Raw genomic sequence first — 16,394 nt, 5'->3', positions numbered from 1 at the left:
GTGATCTCTCGAATGGGTTTTGTAGAGTCGAGCCATGCTCGACTGCTACAGCCGGAGTGCCGACCAACGGTTGGCACCTACCAGAGGCAGAGGCGTGCCGGCCGCAGCCGGCACCCGCCATCAATCAGTTACGCAGCGGCTTGCCGGTCTTCAGCATGTGCGCGATGCGGGCCTGGGTCTTTTCCTGCTGCGCCAGTTCGACGAAGTGCTTGCGCTCCAGGGTCAGCAGCCACTCTTCGTCCACCAGGGTGCCGCGGTCGACCTTGCCGCCGCACAGCACGGTGGCGATGCGCTCGGCAATCTCGTAGTCATAGGGGCTGATGAAACGGCCTTCCAGCATGTTGACCAGCATCATCTTGAAGGTGGCGATGCCCACGTCACCGGCCACCTGGATGCGGCGTGCCGGCAGCGGCGGACGATAACCTGCTTCGGCCAGCGCACGGGCTTCGGCCTTGGCGATGTGCAGGGCCTCGTAGCTGTTGAACACCACCTTGTCGGTGCTGCGCAGCAGGCCCAGTTCCTTGGCGTTGACGGCCGAGTTGGACACCTTGGCCATGGCCACGGTCTCGAAGGTCTTCTTCAGTTCGGCGAACACGTCACCGCCCGGGCCCGCAGCCTGCGAGGCACGCACGGCCAGTTCCTTCAGGCCGCCACCGGCCGGCAGCAGGCCGACACCGGCCTCGACCAGGCCGATGTAGCTTTCCAGGAAGGCCACGGTCTTGGCGCTGTGCATCTGGAACTCACAGCCGCCGCCCAGGGCCAGGCCACGCACCGCAGCCACCACCGGCACCAGCGAGTACTTGATGCGCTGGCTGGTGCGCTGGAAGTTGGCGACCATCTCTTCGAACTGGTCGACCTTGCCGGCCTGCAGCAGGCCCAGTGCACCGGCCAGGTCGGCACCGGCGGAGAAGGGTTCCTTCTGCTGCCAGATCACCAGGCCCTGGAAATCCTTCTCGGCGCGGCTGACGCATTCCTGCAGGCCATCGAGCACCTGGTCGGAGACGGTGTTCATCTTGGTCTTGAAGCTGACCACGGCGATGCCGTCGCCGTCGTGCCACATGCGCAGGCCGTCGTTCTCGAACACGGTCTCGCCCGGGGCGAACTTCTCGCCCAGCAGCGGATCCGGGAAGCGCTGGCGCTGGTACACCGGCAGCGCCGAACGCGGCAGCTTGGCGTTGCGCGACGGGCTGTAGCTGCCCTCGGCGGCGTGCACGCCGTCGCGGCCATCGAACACCCAGTCCGGCAGCGGGGCGCTGCTCATGCTCTTGCCGGCGACGATGTCATCGGCGATCCACTGTGCGACCTGCTTCCAGCCGGCGGCCTGCCAGGTCTCGAACGGGCCCAGCGACCAGCCGTAGCCCCAGCGGATGGCCAGATCGACGTCGCGCGCGGTCTCGGCGATGTCGGCCAGGTGGTAGGCGCTGTAGTGGAACAGGTCACGGAAGGTCGCCCACAGGAACTGCGCCTGCGGGTGCTGGCTTTCGCGCAGCTTGGCGAACTTCTCGGCCGGGTTCTTGATCTTCAGGATCTCGACCACTTCCGGCGCGGCGGTGCGGTCAGCCGGGCGGTAGTCCTGCTTTTCCAGGTCGAGGACGACGATGTCCTTGCCGACCTTGCGGAAGATGCCGGCGCCGGTCTTCTGGCCCAGTGCGCCCTTGGAAATCAGTGCGTCCAGCCACTTCGGCGACTTGAAGAATTCATGCCACGGGTCGTTCGGCAGGGTGTCGCCCATGGTCTTGATGACGTGGGCCATGGTGTCCAGGCCGACCACGTCGGAGGTGCGGTAGGTGGCCGACTTCGGGCGGCCGACCAGCGGACCGGTCAGGCCGTCCACTTCATCGAAGCCCAGGCCGAATTCCTGGGTGTGGTGGATGGTGGACAGGATCGAGAACACGCCGATGCGGTTGCCGATGAAGTTCGGGGTGTCCTTGGCGTACACCACGCCCTTGCCCAGGGTGGTGACCAGGAATTCTTCCAGGCCTTCCAGCACGGCGGCGTCGGTGGTGCTGGCCGGGATCAGTTCGGCCAGGTGCATGTAGCGCGGCGGGTTGAAGAAGTGCACGCCGCAGAAACGGTGGCGCAGCTGCTCGGGCAGCACGTCGGCCAGCTTGTTGATGCCCAGGCCGGAGGTGTTGGAGGCCAGCACCGCGTGGTCGGCCACGAACGGGGCGATCTTCTTGTACAGGTCCTGCTTCCAGTCCATGCGCTCGGCGATGGCCTCGATGATCAGGTCGCAGTCCTTCAGCTGGTCCAGCCCGGACTCGTAGTTGGCCGGGGTGATGGCTTCAGCCAGCGACTTGCTGGCCAGCGGCGCCGGGCTCAGCTTGCCCAGGTTGGCGATCGCCTTCAGCACGATGCCATCGGCCGGACCTTCCTTGGCGGGCAGGTCGAACAGCACGGTGTCGACGCCAGCGTTGGTGAGGTGGGCGGCAATCTGGGCACCCATGACGCCGGCACCCAGCACGGCGGCGCGGCGGACTAGCAGGGAATTGGACATGGTGTAGGGCCTTTGTTGGTCAGCAGTTACTGGGTGGGTCACACCCGGTGGAATCACGGGGAAGCGGGCAGGGCACTGCCGCGTGCGGCGGCGCGGAACCCGGCTTCGGCGAAATGGATCAGTTCATGGGCGGCATGGGCACGATGCGCCGCTTCGGTGACACCGGCGGGTCGCTTGATCAGCCCGAAGTCGGCCATGGCATAGGTAAGCGAACCGGCCAGGAAATCCAGGCGCCAGTACAGCTCCTCCTTGCTCAGGCCCGGGACGCATTCGGCAATGGCCTTGCCGAAGGCACGCAGCACGTGGCCGTAGTGGTCGGACAGGAACTTGCGCAGGTTGTCGTTCTTTTCGGCATAGGCGCGGGCGATCACGCGCACGAAGGCGCCGCCGCTCTGGCGGTCCTGGGCCATGGCCAGGGCCGGTTCGACGAAGGCGGCCAGCACCGGGCGCAGCTGCCCGGGGTGCTCGCTGCGGGCACGTTCCAGCTGGGCCAGGCGGGCCGCGGTCATTTCGTCCATGCGCCGGCGGAAGACCTCGTTGACCAGGTTTTCCTTGGAGCCGAAGTGGTAGTTGACCGCCGCGATGTTGACGTCGGCCTGGCTGGTCACCTGGCGCAGCGACGTGCCGGCGAAGCCGTGCAGGGCGAACAGCTCCTCGGCGGCACCGAGGATCCGGTCCTTGGTCGAGAAGTGGGCGGGCTTGGCCATCGGCGGGCGGACCTTAATCAAACGATTGTTTGATACTAGAACCAGACGGTGGCGTATGGCATTTTGCAGTGCAGCAAAATGGCCGGGGCGGTCAGATTCCGCTCAGGTGGGTGAATGGGGCGGGCCTGAACCTGTAGAGCCGAGCCCACGCTCGGCTGCTTTTCGGCCCAAAGGCCAGCCGAGCATGGGCTCGGCTCTACGGCAGGGCCGCACGGCCCTCTACCACCCGGCCACGTTATCTCTTACAATTCGCCTACGTTTATCAGGCTAAGCCCGCGTCCCGACGCGGGTTTTTTTCATGTTACCCTTCGGGCCATCAGCGGCCCGATCCCATTGGAGACATCCCATGGCGCTGGAGCGCACCCTTTCGATCGTCAAGCCGGACGCAGTTGCCAAGAACGTCATCGGCGAAATCTACGCCCGCTTCGAGAAGGCCGGCCTGAAGGTCGTGGCCGCCAAGTACAAGCAGCTGTCGCGCCGTGAAGCCGAAGGCTTCTACGCCGTGCACCGCGAGCGTCCGTTCTTCAACGCGCTGGTCGAGTTCATGATCTCCGGCCCGGTGATGATCCAGGCCCTGGAAGGCGAGAACGCCGTCCTGGCCCACCGCGACCTGCTGGGCGCCACCAACCCGAAGGAAGCCGCGCCGGGCACCATCCGCGCCGACTTCGCCGAATCCATCGATGCCAACGCCGCCCACGGCTCGGACTCGGTCGAGAATGCCGCGATTGAAATCGCCTACTTCTTCGCCGCCACCGAAGTCGTTTCGCGCTGAGAGTAATGCCGTGAACGAGGTCGTACAGTCCCCCGCCATCCAGCCGCTGCCCAAGTCGGCACCCACGGCTGGCAAGCAGAACCTGCTCGACCTTGATCGCGCGGGCCTGGAGAAGTTTTTCGTCGAGGTTCTTGGCGAAAAGAAGTTCCGTGCCCATCAGGTGATGAAGTGGATCCACCATCGCTACGTCACCGATTTCGATGAAATGACCGACCTCGGCAAGGTCCTGCGCGCCAAGCTGCAGGCCCATGCCGAGGTGCTGGTTCCCAACATCGTGTTCGACAAGCCCTCCGCCGACGGCACCCACAAGTGGCTGCTGGCGATGGGCGTGGATGGCAAGAACGCCATCGAGACCGTGTACATCCCCGACAAGACCCGCGGCACGCTGTGCGTGTCTTCGCAGGTCGGCTGCGGCCTGAACTGCACGTTCTGCTCCACCGCCACCCAGGGCTTCAACCGCAACCTGACCACCGCCGAGATCATCGGCCAGGTGTGGGTTGCCGCGCGCCACCTGGGCAACGTGCCGCACCAGATGCGCCGCCTCACCAACGTGGTGATGATGGGCATGGGCGAGCCGCTGATGAATTTCGACAACGTCGTGCGCGCCATGAGCGTGATGCGCGACGATCTGGGCTACGGCCTGGCCAACAAGCGCGTGACCCTGTCGACCTCCGGCCTGGTGCCGCAGATCGACCGCCTGTCCACCGAAAGCGACGTGTCGCTGGCGGTGTCGCTGCACGCGCCGAACGACGCGCTGCGCGAAACGCTGGTGCCGCTCAACAAGAAGTACCCGATCGCCGAGCTGATGGCGTCCTGCGCACGCTACCTGCGCGCCAACAAGCGCCGCGAATCGGTCACCTTCGAATACACCCTGATGAAGGGCATCAACGACAAGCCCGAGCATGCCCGCGAGCTGGCCCGCCTCATGCGCCAGTTCGACAACGCGGTGCAGGCCAAGGATTCGGGCAAGGTCAACCTGATTCCGTTCAATCCGTTCCCCGGCACCCGCTACGAGCGTTCCGAAGAAGCGCACATCCGTGCCTTCCAGAAGATCCTGCTGGACAGCAACGTGCTGACGATGGTCCGCCGCACCCGTGGCGACGACATCGATGCGGCCTGTGGCCAGCTCAAGGGCCAGGTGATGGATCGCACCCGCCGCCAGGCGGAGTTCAACAAGACGCTGCAGGCAGGGAAGGGGAGCGATGCGGCCGCTTGACCGTCTCTGGCCAGCCCTGTTCGCAGGCGTGCTGGCCGTCTCGGCCAGCGGTTGCACCACCACCAATGAAATTCCCATCGGGCCCGGTGGCGTTGCCCCGGTCCGAACCGCGCGCGATGCGCCGGGCGTACGCAGCCGGTTCCACTACGAGGATCTGCTCGCCCTGGCCGCCCGCGACATGCAGGTGGGCAACCTGGACGAGGCCGAGCGCAAGGTGCGCCGCGCCCTGAAGATCCAGTCCAACGGCGTGGATGCGGTGATGCTGCTGGCCGGTATCGACGACCGCCGCGGCAGCCAGAAGCAGGCCGGCGACGGCTTCCGTCGCGCCGCCGAACTGGCCCCGCAGCGCGGTGACGTCCTCAACAATTACGCGGCGTGGCTGTGCCAGCACGGCCACGCGGCCGAATCGCTGGTGTGGTTCGACCGTGCCCTGCAGGCGCCCGGCTACGCCACCCCCGCCGCGGCATTGGCCAATGCCGGCAGCTGCGCACTGGATGCGGGGCAGCGCGAACGCGCCGAACGTGACCTGCGCGCGGCCCTGGCACAGGGCCCGGATAATCCCGTCGCACTCGAAGCCATGGCCCTGCTGAACTTCCGTGGCGGCCAGTTCCTCGAGGCCCGGGCCTTCGCCGAACGTAGGATTGCGGCTGCACCGGCCACGCGTTCCGTGTTACAACTTGCGTCTGAAATCGAGGCGCGACTGGGCGATCAGGCGGCATCCGATCGTTATCTGCAGCGGATTCGACAGGAATTTCCGCAGGACGCGGGCTCCTAAACTCCAGGGTTGATGCATTGTGATTGATGACCAGACTGTGAGCGCTCTCGATACTGCGGCCGGCTGCGGCACTCGCCTGCGCCAGGCCCGCGAGGCGGCCGGACTGACCCTTGATGATGTCGGCCAGCGCCTGCGCATGCCGGTCCAGGTGGTCAAGTCGCTCGAAGAAGAACAGTGGCAGAAGCTCGGCGCCCCGGTATTCGTGCGTGGCCAGCTGCGCAGCTATGCGCGGCTGCTGAACGTGGATATCAGCCAGCTGCTGGAACAGGCCCAGGTCGGCCCGGTGGTTCCGCCCACCCTGGTCAGCCATACCCATACCCCGCGTGCGCGCCGCATTGCCGAAAACCTCGGCCGGCGTGCGCTGTATGTCGGTATCACCGCCGTGCTGGCCGTGCCGGTCTGGTTCGCTACCCGCGGCCATTTCGATGGCAGCAGCACCCCGGCGCCGAACACCGCCTCGCTGGACGCGATCCCGGCCGCCGTGCCGGTCACCCCGTCCGCCGTGGGCAGCGAGCCGGCGGCCAGTGCCGAACCGGCTGCCGCGGCCGCCAAGCCGGCGGCCACCCCGTACGTGGCTTCGCTGGCCCCGGTGCCGCGCCCGGCCCCGGCCGCCCCGGCCACCGCCAACCTGGACATGCAGTTCAGTGGCGACAGCTGGGTCGATATTGCCGGCCCCGATGGCGGCTCGGTCGAGAAGGCGCTGATCAAGGCCGGCGAGACCCGCAGCTTCACCCCGGGCCAGGTCAGCCGCGTGACCCTGGGCAATGCCTCGGCGGTCCAGGTTCAGCAGAACGGCGCTATCGTCGATCTGACCCCCTACCAGCGAGCCAACGTGGCCCGCTTTCAGGTATCCTCTGAAGGCTCCGTTGTCCCGGTTTCACACTGAGACGCGGTTTCACCACCTTCGATAATCCCAATGGTCCCTCCCGACGGGCGGGGCGAGAGTACGCATGGCGATCGACGATCTGCTCGACGAGCACGAACAAAGTGAACGTGTCCGCAGCTGGCTGCGGAAGAATGGCGCCAGCATCCTGGGTGGCGTAGCGATCGCCATCGGCGCCATTGCCGGCTGGCAGTGGTACCAGAAGGACCAGGGCGGCAAGCTGGCTTCGGCCAATGTCGAATACCAGAAGGCCCTGGTCGGCCTGCAGGCCAACAAGCTGGATGACGCCGCCAAGGCGGTGAAGGCGCTGGAGGCTGGCCCGTCCAGCATCTACGGCGACCTGGCAGCCCTGCAGCTGGCCAAGGCGCAGGTTGACGCCGGCAAGAACGAAGAAGCGCTGGCCACCCTGCGCGCGGTGAAGGTCGAAGGCGACCTGCAGCGCGTGGTCGACCAGCGTGTCGCCCGCCTGCTGGTGGCTACCGGCAAGAGCGAGGAAGCCATCAAGCTGATGGGCAGCGCCACCGACAGCAGCAGCCTGGAAATCCATGGCGATGCGCTGCTGGCGCAGGGCAAGCGTGATGCAGCCCGCGAACAATACGAGAAGGCGCTGAAGACGCTGGACGTGGCAGCGCCGCAGCGGCGCCTGCTGGAAACCAAGGTAATGGACGCCGGCGGCACCGTCGCCGCCCCTGCGGAGTCGGTTTGATGAGTCAGAAGGTCATGATCACGCGCGTCGCCTCGGTCCTGCTGCTGGGCATGGCATTGACCGGCTGCAGCACCATGAAGGGCTGGTTCGCGGGTAAGGATGCCGCCGCCAAGAAGGCACAGGAGCCGGCCGAACTGGTCAAGTTCGAGCCCACCCTGAAGGTCAACAAGGCCTGGTCGGTGAACCTGGGCAAGGGCGAGCGCCGCATCGGCGTGCGCCAGGGCCCGGCAGTGGCCAATGGCCACGTGTTCGCCGCGGCCATCACCGGTGGCGTGCACGCCCTGGATCTGCAGACCGGCAAGAAGGTCTGGACCTGGGAGCCGCAGAAGGAAAAGAAGAAGGCCAAGCTGCGCCTGTCCGGCGGCCCGGGTGTCGGCGAGAACCTGGTGGTCATCGGTACCCTCGATGGCCAGGTGATCGCGCTGGACATCAACGATGGCAGCGAGAAGTGGCGCGCCCGCGTGCCGGGCGAAGTGATCTCGGCTCCGGCCGTGTCGCAGGGCCTGGTGTTCGTGCGCAGCAATGACGGCCGCATCACCGCCTTCGAAGCGGAAAACGGCACCCAGAAGTGGTTCAACCCCAGCGAGCTGCCGGCGCTGACCGTGCGCGGCAACGCGCCGGTGGTCACCGGCCCGGGCGTGCTGTTCATCGGCAAGGACGACGGCGCTGTCGCCGCCCTGGCCATGCAGGATGGCCGCACCCTCTGGGAGCAGGTCGTGGGCAGCCCCGAAGGCCGCACCGAGCTGGAGCGCATGGCCGATGTCGACGGCGCCCCGGTGCTGGAAGGCAATACACTGTTCGTGAGCAGCTTCAAGAACCAGACCATGGCCATCGAAGGCCCGACCGGTCGCCCGCTGTGGGCGCGCGACCATGGCGGCGCCGGCGGCGTGGCGGTGTCTTCGGGCAATGTTTTCGTTACCGACAACAAGGGCGGCGTGTTCGGCCTGGACAAGGCCAGCGGCGCGGCAATGTGGTCGCAGACCGCACTGGCCCGTCGTTCGCTGACCGGCCCGGTGCTGCAGGGCGACTACGTGGTGGTCGGTGACTACAAGGGATACCTGCACTGGCTGCAGACCTCCGATGGCGCTTTGGCGGCACGGGCCAAGAGCGGCGGTGACGCCTTGCTGGCCCAGCCGATCGTCGCTGATGGGGTGCTGCTGGTGCAGAACGTTGATGGCAAGCTGACCGCCTTCCGGTTGGCAAATTAATACGGAGTACTCGCGATGCTGCCTTTGGTCGCCCTGGTTGGACGGCCGAATGTCGGCAAGTCGACCATCTTCAATGCTTTGACCCGCACGCGTGACGCCCTGGTCCATGACCAGCCCGGCGTCACCCGCGACCGCAACTACGGCGTCTGCCGTCTGGACGAGGACAACCATTTCCTCGTCGTGGACACCGGTGGTATTGCCGAAGAAGAGGAAGGCCTGGCTGGCGCTACCACGCGCCAGGCCCGCGCTGCGGCGGCCGAAGCCGATCTGATCCTGTTCGTTGTCGATGCCCGCGAGGGCACCTCGGCCATGGACGACGAGATCCTGGCCTGGCTGCGCAAGCTGTCGCGCCCGACGCTGCTGCTGATCAACAAGATCGATGGCACCGACGAGGACACCGTCCGCTCGGAATTCGCCCGGTATGGCTTCGGCGAAATGCTGACCGTGTCGGCCGCGCACCGCCAGGGCCTGGATGACCTGCTTGAAGAAGTGGTCCAGCGCCTGCCGGAAGAGGGCAGTGGCGAAGAGCTGGACAACGATCCGAACCGCATCCGCATCGCCTTCGTTGGCCGCCCGAATGTGGGCAAGTCGACCCTGGTCAACCGCATCCTCGGCGAAGAGCGCATGATCGCCTCGGACGTGCCGGGCACCACCCGCGATTCCATCGCCGTGGACCTGGAGCGTGATGGCCGCGAATACCGCCTGATCGATACCGCCGGACTGCGCCGCCGTTCGCGCGTGGACGAGGTTGTCGAGAAGTTCTCGGTGGTCAAGACCATGCAGTCCATCGAGCAGTGCCAGGTGGCCGTGCTGATGCTGGACGCCACCGAAGGCGTGACCGACCAGGATGCCACCGTGCTGGGCGCGGTGCTGGACGCCGGCCGTGCGCTGGTCATCGCCATCAACAAGTGGGATGGCCTGACCGAATACCAGCGCGAACAGGCCGAAACCATGCTGTCGCTGCGCCTGGGCTTCGTGCCGTGGGCCGAGTCGGTGCGCATTTCGGCCAAGCATGGTTCGGGTCTGCGCGAGCTGTTCCGTGCGGTGCACCGCGCGCACGAATCGGCCAACAAGACCTTCACCACAAGCGAAGTGAACAAGGCGCTGGAAATGGCCTACGAGACCAACCCGCCGCCGACCATCCGCGGCCACGTCTCCAAGCTGCGTTACGTGCACCCGGCTGGCGCAAACCCGCCCACCTTCATCGTGCACGGCACGCGCCTGAAGGAGCTGCAGGAATCGTACAAGCGCTACCTGGAAAACTTCTTCCGCAAGCGCTTCAAGCTGATCGGCACGCCGGTGAGCTTCATCTTCCGCGAAGGCGCCAACCCGTACGAGGGCAAGAAGAACGTGCTCACCGAACGGCAGGTCAAGGCCAAGCGGCGCTTGATGAAGCACGTCAAGGGCAAGTGATGCAGAAGAAGGCGGCCTCAGGGCCGCCTTTTTCGTTGGTAGTGCCGGGCCATCCGCCGGGCATGGCCCGGTGCTAGCGTGTAGAGCCGAGCCCATGCTCGGCTCCTGGGAGGTCGGCGGAAAGGCAGCCGAGCGTGGGCTCGGCTCTACAACGGGGCCGGACGCTACCCGTGTAGAGCCGAGCCTACGCTCGGCTCAGCATGGGCTCGGCTCTACAATGGGCGCATGAGCATTCCAGAGCTTTCCCCGGAACAGGCACGGGCACGCGTGGCCCATGGTGCGGTGCTGATCGATGTGCGGCAGGCGCACGAACGTGCCGGTGGCATGGCCGAGGGCGCGCGCGGCGTGGCCAAGGATGCACTGCTGGCCGACCCGGCCGCGCACCTGCCGGCCGTGGATCAGGAAATCCTGCTGATCTGCCAGAGCGGCAAGCGCTCGGCGGACGCCGCGCAGGCGCTGCAGGACGCGGGCTATTCCAATGTCGCCTCGGTGGCCGGTGGCACCGTGGCCTGGCGCGAGCAGGCGCTGCCACTGGTGCAGCCCCTGCTGGATGCGGCCGACCGCGATTTCTACGACCGCTATTCGCGCCACCTGCTGCTGCCGCAGGTGGGCGAGGCGGGCCAGCGCCGCCTGCAGCAATCGCGCGTGCTGGTGCTGGGGGCCGGTGGCCTGGGGGCGCCTGCCGGCTTCTATCTGGCTGCGGCCGGGGTAGGGCACCTGCGCTTCGCCGACCACGACCGGGTGGAGCGCAGCAACCTGCACCGGCAGATCGTGCATACCGAAGCCAGCGTCGGCCAGCTGAAGGTCGACTCCGCGCGCGAACGGCTGCTGGCGCTGAACCCGTCCATCGACGTCGAAGCAGTGCCCGAGCGGGTGACCTCGGAAAATGTCGACCGCCTGCTGGAAGGGGTGGACGTGGTGCTGGACGGCTCGGACAACTTCCCGCTCCGCTACCTGCTCAACGATGCCTGCATCAAGCACGCGAAACCCATGGTCTATGCCGCCATCGAGCGCTTCGACGGCCAGGTGAGCGTGTTCGATGCTGGCCGCCAGCGCGGTGTGGCGCCGTGCTACCGCTGCCTGTTCCCCGAACCGCCGCCGCCGGAGTTCGCACCCAATTGTTCCGAGGCGGGCGTGCTGGGGGTGCTGCCCGGCCTGGCTGGCGTGCTGCAGGCCACCGAAGTGCTGAAGCTGCTGCTGGGTATCGGCGAGCCGCTGGTGGGGCGCCTGCTGCGCTTTGATGCGCTGGGCATGCGCTTCCGCGAAACCGGCATCGGGCCGGACCCGCAGTGCCCGGTGTGCGCGCCGGGGGTGCCGTTCCCGGGGTATATCGATTACGCCGCGTTCTGCCGGGGCGGGTGATTGCTGCGCATCCGCATCCACGCATGGCGTGGATCTACTGACACATGGTGTGGATGAATGCCGGCGATTTCGGAACGATGCTGGGTATAAATTACGCCATCGTTCTATTTTCGGCACAAGCAAACGCAACGCCCGTGCTATTGCCGTCAGAAAACATGCTCTATCGTTGAGGCCGATTTCGGTTCTTGGGGAAACACCGCATGGCGGTAGAAGCAGCGACCAGCGAACTGGTCAAGGTCGTGGCCCTGTTGGGCGCGGCAGTGGTGATGGTGCCCCTGTTCCGCAGGCTCGGCCTGGGCTCGGTGCTGGGCTATTTCACCGCTGGCCTGGCGATCGGACCGTTCGGCCTGGGCTGGTTCTCCGATCCGCAGGCGATCCTGCATACGGCCGAGCTGGGCGTGGTCATGTTCCTGTTCGTGATCGGCCTGGAGATGCGGCCCTCGCACCTGTGGAGCCTGCGCAAGGAAATCTTCGGGCTGGGCACGCTGCAGATCGTCACCTGCGCGCTGGTGCTGACCAGCATCGCCAAACTGTTCGGCCTGCCGTGGCAGGTCGCCTTCATCGGTGCCACCGGCTTCGTGCTCACCTCCACCGCCGTGGTGATGCAGCTGCTGGCCGAGCGCGGTGATATCGCGCTGCCGTCGGGGCAGAAGATCGTTTCCATCCTGCTGTTCGAAGATCTGCTGATCGTGCCGCTGCTGGCCCTGGTGGCGTGGATGGCGCCCAGCGCCGGCAGCGCCGATGGCGAGGGCTCGCGCTGGTTGTCGGTGGCCATTGGCGCCGGCGCCATCATCGGCCTGGTGCTGGTCGGCCGCTTCCTGCTGAACCCGCTGTTCCGCCTGCTGGCCGAAGCCAAGGCGCGCGAGGTGATGACCGCCGCCGCACTGCTGGTGGTGCTGGGTGCGGCGCTGCTGATGCAGCTGTCCGGCCTGTCGATGGCGATGGGCGCCTTCCTGGCCGGCGTGCTGCTGAGCGAATCCACCTTCCGCCACCAGATTGAAGCGGACATCGAACCGTTCCGCGGCATCCTGCTGGGCCTGTTCTTCCTCAGCGTGGGCATGGCGCTGGACCTGGGCGTGGTGGCCGGCAACTGGCCGATGATCGTCGGCCTGGTGCTGGCGCTGATGGCCGCCAAGGCGCTGTGCATCTACGTGGTGGCGCGGGTGATGGGCAGCGACCACGCACAGGCGATGGACCGTGGCGTGCTGATGGCGCAGGGCGGCGAATTCGCCTTCGTGCTGTTCTCCGCCGCTGCCAGCGCGGGCGTCATCAACATGGACATCAATGCCAACTTCACTGCCGTGGTGGTGCTGTCGATGGCGCTCACCCCGCTGGTGGTGCTGGTCTACAAGCGCGTGGCGCCGCAGCAGGAAGTCAGCCTGGAAGGCGTGGACACCGCCGATGGCCTGTCCGGCAGCGTGCTGATGATCGGCTTCGGCCGCTTCGGCCAGGTGGCCAGCCAGTCGCTGCTGGCCCGCGACGTGGACGTGACCATCATCGACAACGACGTGGAGATGATCCACAACGCCGAGCGCTTCGGTTTCAAGATCTACTACGGCGATGGCACCCGGCTGGATGTGTTGCACGCTTCCGGTGCCGGCAGCGCCCGCGCCATTGCCGTGTGCGTGAACAACGCCGAGGATGCCGACCGCATCGTGGAACTGGTCGCGCACGAATTCCCGCAGGCCAAGCTGCTGGTGCGCTCGTTCGACCGTGAGCATTCGCTGCGGCTGATCCATGCCGGCGTCGATTTCCAGATCCGCGAGACGTTTGAATCGGCGCTGCTGTTCGGCCAGGCCGCGCTGATGGAGCTGGGTGCGGACGAGGATGACGCGCAGGAGATCGCCCAGCAGATCCGCGAGCGCGACGCCGAGCGCTTCGAGCTGGAAATGGCCGGCGGCAGCCTGCGCGCCGGTGCGCACATGGTGTTCGGCAGCGCGCTGCCGGGCGTGCCGACCCCGACCCCGTTCACCGCGCCCAAGCGCAAGGCCCGCACGTTGAATGCGGACCAGGTGCCGGAAGAGGAGTAGAGCCGAGCCCATGCTCGGCTGCTCTTCAGTCAGATCGCGCTGGACCCGCGCTACGCGCGCGAGCCGAGCATGGGCTCGGCTCTACAGGAGCTGGCGCATCGGTGCGATTGCGGTGGGCGAGGGGGCCTGAATCAGGGACAATAGCGTCCCCGCCGCCGCCTGCCCCCGCATTCGATGACTGACTCCGCCCCCCAGCTTCCTGCCCGCATCCTCGATGGCCGCCGTATTGCCGAGGACCTGCTCGACAGCCTGAAGGTGCGTGTCGACGCCCGCGTGGCCGCTGGCGGTAGCCGCCCCGGTCTGGCCGTGGTGCTGGTCGGTGGCGATCCGGCCTCCACCGTGTATGTGCGCAACAAGCGCCGCGCGGCCGAAAAGGTTGGCATCGAAGCCCATGACTACGATCTGCCGGCCGGCACCAGCGAAGCCGAACTGCTCGACCTGATCGACCAGCTCAACGCGGACCCGAAGATCAACGGCATCCTCATCCAGCTGCCGCTGCCCGGCATCCCCGACGCGCGCCGCCTGATCCAGCGCATCGACCCGCGCAAGGATGTGGACGGCTTCCACCCGGAAAACGTCGGCCACCTGGCCCTGCGTGAATTCGGCCTGCGCCCCTGCACCCCGCGCGGCATCACCACCCTGCTGGGCCACACCGACCAGCCGGTGCGTGGCCGCAACGCCACCATCGTGGGCGTGAGCAACCACGTGGGCCGGCCGATGGGCCTGGAGCTGCTGATTGCCGGCTGCACCGTGACCAGCTGCCACAAGTTCACCCCCAAGGACGTGCTGGAACAGGCCGTGCGCAACGCCGACATCCTGGTGGTGGCCGTGGGTCGCCCGGGCATCGTGCCGGGCGAGTGGGTGAAGCCGGGCGCGGTGGTGATCGACGTGGGCATCAACCGGCTGGATGACGGCCGCCTGGTGGGCGATGTCGGGTTCGAGGCGGCGGCCCAGCGGGCGAGCTGGATCACCCCAGTGCCGGGCGGTGTGGGCCCGATGACCGTGGCGACCCTGATGCAGAACACCCTGGAAGCGGCGGAAGCGTCCTGAGAGAGTGCGTGCCCGTCGGCATGATCGGGGGGGCTGCTGTAGCGCTGAGCCCATGCTCGGCTCATCGCGGTCTGACCGGAAAGCAGCCGAGCATGGGCTCGGCGCTACAGGCTGAACGTGTCCCCGCCCGCGCGACACTGCGTCGCATCCACCCCCTCCCACGGGGCGTGAAAAAGGGGTAAAATGTCGCGCTTCCCCACATCTCGGGTATGCCGATGCTGCGCATCCAGGCTGAAGCACTCACTTACGACGACGTCTCGCTCGTCCCCGCCCACTCGACCATCCTGCCCAAGGACGTCAACCTCGAAACGCGGTTGACCCGAGACCTGAAGCTGAAGCTTCCGATCCTGTCTGCGGCCATGGATACCGTCACCGAAGCCCGCTTGGCCATCGCCATGGCCCAGCTCGGCGGCATGGGCATCATCCACAAGAATCTCAGCCTGGAACAGCAGGCCGCGGAAGTGGCCAAGGTCAAGAAGTTCGAGGCCGGCGTCATCCGCGACCCCATTACCGTCGGCCCGGAAACCACCATCCGCGACGTGCTGGCCCTGACCCAGGCGCACAACATCTCCGGCGTGCCGGTGGTGGGCAGCGACGGCCTGCTGGCCGGTATCGTCACCCATCGCGACATGCGCTTCGAAACCGAGCTGGACGATCCGGTCCGCCACATCATGACCAAGAAGGATCGCCTGGTCACGGTCAAGGAAGGCGCCGCCAGCGATGAAGTGCTGCAGCTGCTGCACCGCAACCGCATCGAAAAGGTGCTGGTGGTCAACGATTCGTTCGAACTGCGTGGCCTGATCACCGTCAAGGACATCCAGAAGAACACCGACTTCCCCAACGCTGCCAAGGATCTGTCGACCCGCCTGCTGGTCGGCGCCGCCGTCGGCGTGGGTGGCGACACCGATCGCCGCGTGGAAGCGCTGGTTGCCGCCGGCGTGGACGTGATCGTGGTCGATACCGCGCACGGCCACTCGCAGGGCGTGCTGGACCGCGTTGCCTGGGTGAAGAAGAACTTCCCGCACGTGCAGGTCATCGGTGGCAACATCTGCACCGGCGAAGCCGCACTGGCGCTGCTGGACAGCGGCGCGGACGCCGTGAAGGTCGGCATCGGCCCGGGCTCGATCTGCACCACCCGCGTCGTTGCCGGCGTCGGCGTGCCGCAGGTGACCGCCATTGATCTGGTGGCCGAAGCGCTGCAGGACCGCATCCCGCTGATCGCCGACGGTGGCATCCGCTACTCGGGCGACATCGGCAAGGCGCTGGCCGCCGGTGCCTCCACCATCATGGTCGGTGGCCTGCTGGCCGGTACCGAGGAATCGCCGGGCGAGACCGAGCTGTACCAGGGCCGTTCGTACAAGAGCTACCGCGGCATGGGTTCGCTGGCCGCCATGGAAAAGGGGTCGAAGGACCGCTACTTCCAGGACGCCGCCACCGCCGACAAGCTGGTGCCGGAAGGCATCGAAGGCCGCGTGCCGTACCGCGGCCCGGTGGGCGGCATCATCCACCAGCTGATGGGCGGCCTGCGCGCCACCATGGGCTACGTGGGGTGCGCCACCATCGACGACATGCGCACCAAGCCCAAGTTCGTCAAGATCAGCGGCGCTGGCCAGCGTGAGAGCCACGTCCACGACGTGACCATCACCAAGGAACCGCCGAACTACCGCGCCTGACGCGGGCCGGGCAAAGAGGAACGAGGAAGCTGATTCCCGTTCCTCTTTCTCTATCTGCTGTTGAAAAAGCATTCGAAGTTTCGTTTTCCCTACTGCATTGCC

At 66.7% G+C, this 16,394-nt stretch carries 13 protein-coding genes; 11 read left to right on the top strand and 2 right to left on the bottom strand.

The features are described from left to right. Positions 1–124 precede the first annotated feature (124 nt). Complete coding sequence (locus tag ACM2ZB_RS05875; RefSeq protein WP_416057830.1) at positions 125–2,497, bottom strand: 3-hydroxyacyl-CoA dehydrogenase/enoyl-CoA hydratase family protein; 2,373 nt, start codon at positions 2,495–2,497, stop codon at positions 125–127. A gap of 53 nt (positions 2,498–2,550) precedes the next feature. After that, positions 2,551–3,204, bottom strand: coding sequence for a TetR/AcrR family transcriptional regulator (locus ACM2ZB_RS05870; protein WP_313439685.1), 654 nt, complete (start codon positions 3,202–3,204; stop codon positions 2,551–2,553). Between the two features lie 346 nt (positions 3,205–3,550). Here ACM2ZB_RS05870 and ndk point away from each other — a divergent pair, with 346 nt between their 5' ends. The 11 genes from ndk to guaB all read left to right on the top strand — a co-directional run bounded on the left by ndk (position 3,551) and on the right by guaB (position 16,292). Next, positions 3,551–3,976 carry a nucleoside-diphosphate kinase gene (gene ndk / locus ACM2ZB_RS05865; RefSeq protein WP_176020966.1) on the top strand — a complete coding sequence of 142 codons (426 nt, stop codon included), beginning with the start codon at positions 3,551–3,553 and terminating at the stop codon, positions 3,974–3,976. Between the two features lie 10 nt (positions 3,977–3,986). After that, positions 3,987–5,192: a 23S rRNA (adenine(2503)-C(2))-methyltransferase RlmN gene (rlmN, locus tag ACM2ZB_RS05860; RefSeq protein ID WP_079221620.1), complete on the top strand. Its 1,206-nt coding sequence runs from the start codon at positions 3,987–3,989 to the stop codon at positions 5,190–5,192. Continuing rightward, positions 5,179–5,967 (top strand): type IV pilus biogenesis/stability protein PilW, encoded by a 789-nt coding sequence (locus ACM2ZB_RS05855; RefSeq protein ID WP_416057829.1) that lies wholly within the window; start codon positions 5,179–5,181, stop codon positions 5,965–5,967. Before rlmN ends, ACM2ZB_RS05855 begins: the two co-directional genes overlap by 14 nt. Positions 5,968–5,986: 19 nt before the next feature. Further along, a complete protein-coding gene (locus tag ACM2ZB_RS05850; RefSeq protein ID WP_416057828.1) occupies positions 5,987–6,853 on the top strand; it encodes a helix-turn-helix domain-containing protein in 867 nt (288 codons plus the stop codon). 64 nt (positions 6,854–6,917) lie between these two features. Beyond that, the gene (locus ACM2ZB_RS05845; RefSeq protein WP_313439696.1) at positions 6,918–7,556 is read left to right on the top strand and encodes a YfgM family protein; all 639 of its coding nucleotides are present in this window, start codon (positions 6,918–6,920) and stop codon (positions 7,554–7,556) included. Next, on the top strand, positions 7,556–8,764 hold the full coding sequence (gene bamB / locus ACM2ZB_RS05840) for an outer membrane protein assembly factor BamB (RefSeq protein WP_416057827.1): 1,209 nt from the start codon (positions 7,556–7,558) through the stop codon (positions 8,762–8,764). Before ACM2ZB_RS05845 ends, bamB begins: the two co-directional genes overlap by 1 nt. A gap of 15 nt (positions 8,765–8,779) precedes the next feature. Then, positions 8,780–10,177: a ribosome biogenesis GTPase Der gene (der, locus tag ACM2ZB_RS05835; protein WP_416057826.1), complete on the top strand. Its 1,398-nt coding sequence runs from the start codon at positions 8,780–8,782 to the stop codon at positions 10,175–10,177. Positions 10,178–10,402: 225 nt separating this feature from the next. After that, positions 10,403–11,539, top strand: coding sequence for a molybdopterin-synthase adenylyltransferase MoeB (gene moeB, locus ACM2ZB_RS05830; protein ID WP_416057825.1), 1,137 nt, complete (start codon positions 10,403–10,405; stop codon positions 11,537–11,539). A 200-nt stretch (positions 11,540–11,739) separates the two neighbouring features. Next, entirely contained in the window at positions 11,740–13,569 is a 1,830-nt protein-coding gene (locus ACM2ZB_RS05825) for a monovalent cation:proton antiporter-2 (CPA2) family protein (protein WP_416057824.1), read from the top strand. A gap of 174 nt (positions 13,570–13,743) precedes the next feature. Further along, a complete protein-coding gene (gene folD, locus ACM2ZB_RS05820) occupies positions 13,744–14,619 on the top strand; it encodes a bifunctional methylenetetrahydrofolate dehydrogenase/methenyltetrahydrofolate cyclohydrolase FolD (RefSeq protein ID WP_416057823.1) in 876 nt (291 codons plus the stop codon). A 215-nt stretch (positions 14,620–14,834) separates the two neighbouring features. Continuing rightward, positions 14,835–16,292: an IMP dehydrogenase gene (guaB, locus tag ACM2ZB_RS05815; RefSeq protein ID WP_416057822.1), complete on the top strand. Its 1,458-nt coding sequence runs from the start codon at positions 14,835–14,837 to the stop codon at positions 16,290–16,292. The last annotated feature ends 102 nt before the right edge of the window (positions 16,293–16,394 follow it).

It is taken from the genome of Stenotrophomonas maltophilia, assembly GCF_047782825.1.
GTDB lineage: Bacteria > Pseudomonadota > Gammaproteobacteria > Xanthomonadales > Xanthomonadaceae > Stenotrophomonas.
The sequence above is the reverse complement of the archived record's forward strand: the minus strand, read 5'-3'. Positions and strand labels throughout refer to the sequence as shown.

What these genes read in the sequence shown, in the direction of transcription:
- ACM2ZB_RS05875 (WP_416057830.1), bottom strand. Translation starts at nt 2,497, where the DNA reads ATGTCCAATTCCCTGCTAGTCCGCCGCGCCGCCGTGCTGGGTGCCGGC.
- ACM2ZB_RS05870 (WP_313439685.1), bottom strand. Translation starts at nt 3,204, where the DNA reads ATGGCCAAGCCCGCCCACTTCTCGACCAAGGACCGGATCCTCGGTGCC.
- ndk (WP_176020966.1), top strand. Translation starts at nt 3,551, where the DNA reads ATGGCGCTGGAGCGCACCCTTTCGATCGTCAAGCCGGACGCAGTTGCC.
- ACM2ZB_RS05855 (WP_416057829.1), top strand. Translation starts at nt 5,179, where the DNA reads ATGCGGCCGCTTGACCGTCTCTGGCCAGCCCTGTTCGCAGGCGTGCTG.
- ACM2ZB_RS05845 (WP_313439696.1), top strand. Translation starts at nt 6,918, where the DNA reads ATGGCGATCGACGATCTGCTCGACGAGCACGAACAAAGTGAACGTGTC.
- bamB (WP_416057827.1), top strand. Translation starts at nt 7,556, where the DNA reads ATGAGTCAGAAGGTCATGATCACGCGCGTCGCCTCGGTCCTGCTGCTG.
- der (WP_416057826.1), top strand. Translation starts at nt 8,780, where the DNA reads ATGCTGCCTTTGGTCGCCCTGGTTGGACGGCCGAATGTCGGCAAGTCG.
- moeB (WP_416057825.1), top strand. Translation starts at nt 10,403, where the DNA reads ATGAGCATTCCAGAGCTTTCCCCGGAACAGGCACGGGCACGCGTGGCC.
- ACM2ZB_RS05825 (WP_416057824.1), top strand. Translation starts at nt 11,740, where the DNA reads ATGGCGGTAGAAGCAGCGACCAGCGAACTGGTCAAGGTCGTGGCCCTG.
- folD (WP_416057823.1), top strand. Translation starts at nt 13,744, where the DNA reads ATGACTGACTCCGCCCCCCAGCTTCCTGCCCGCATCCTCGATGGCCGC.
- guaB (WP_416057822.1), top strand. Translation starts at nt 14,835, where the DNA reads ATGCTGCGCATCCAGGCTGAAGCACTCACTTACGACGACGTCTCGCTC.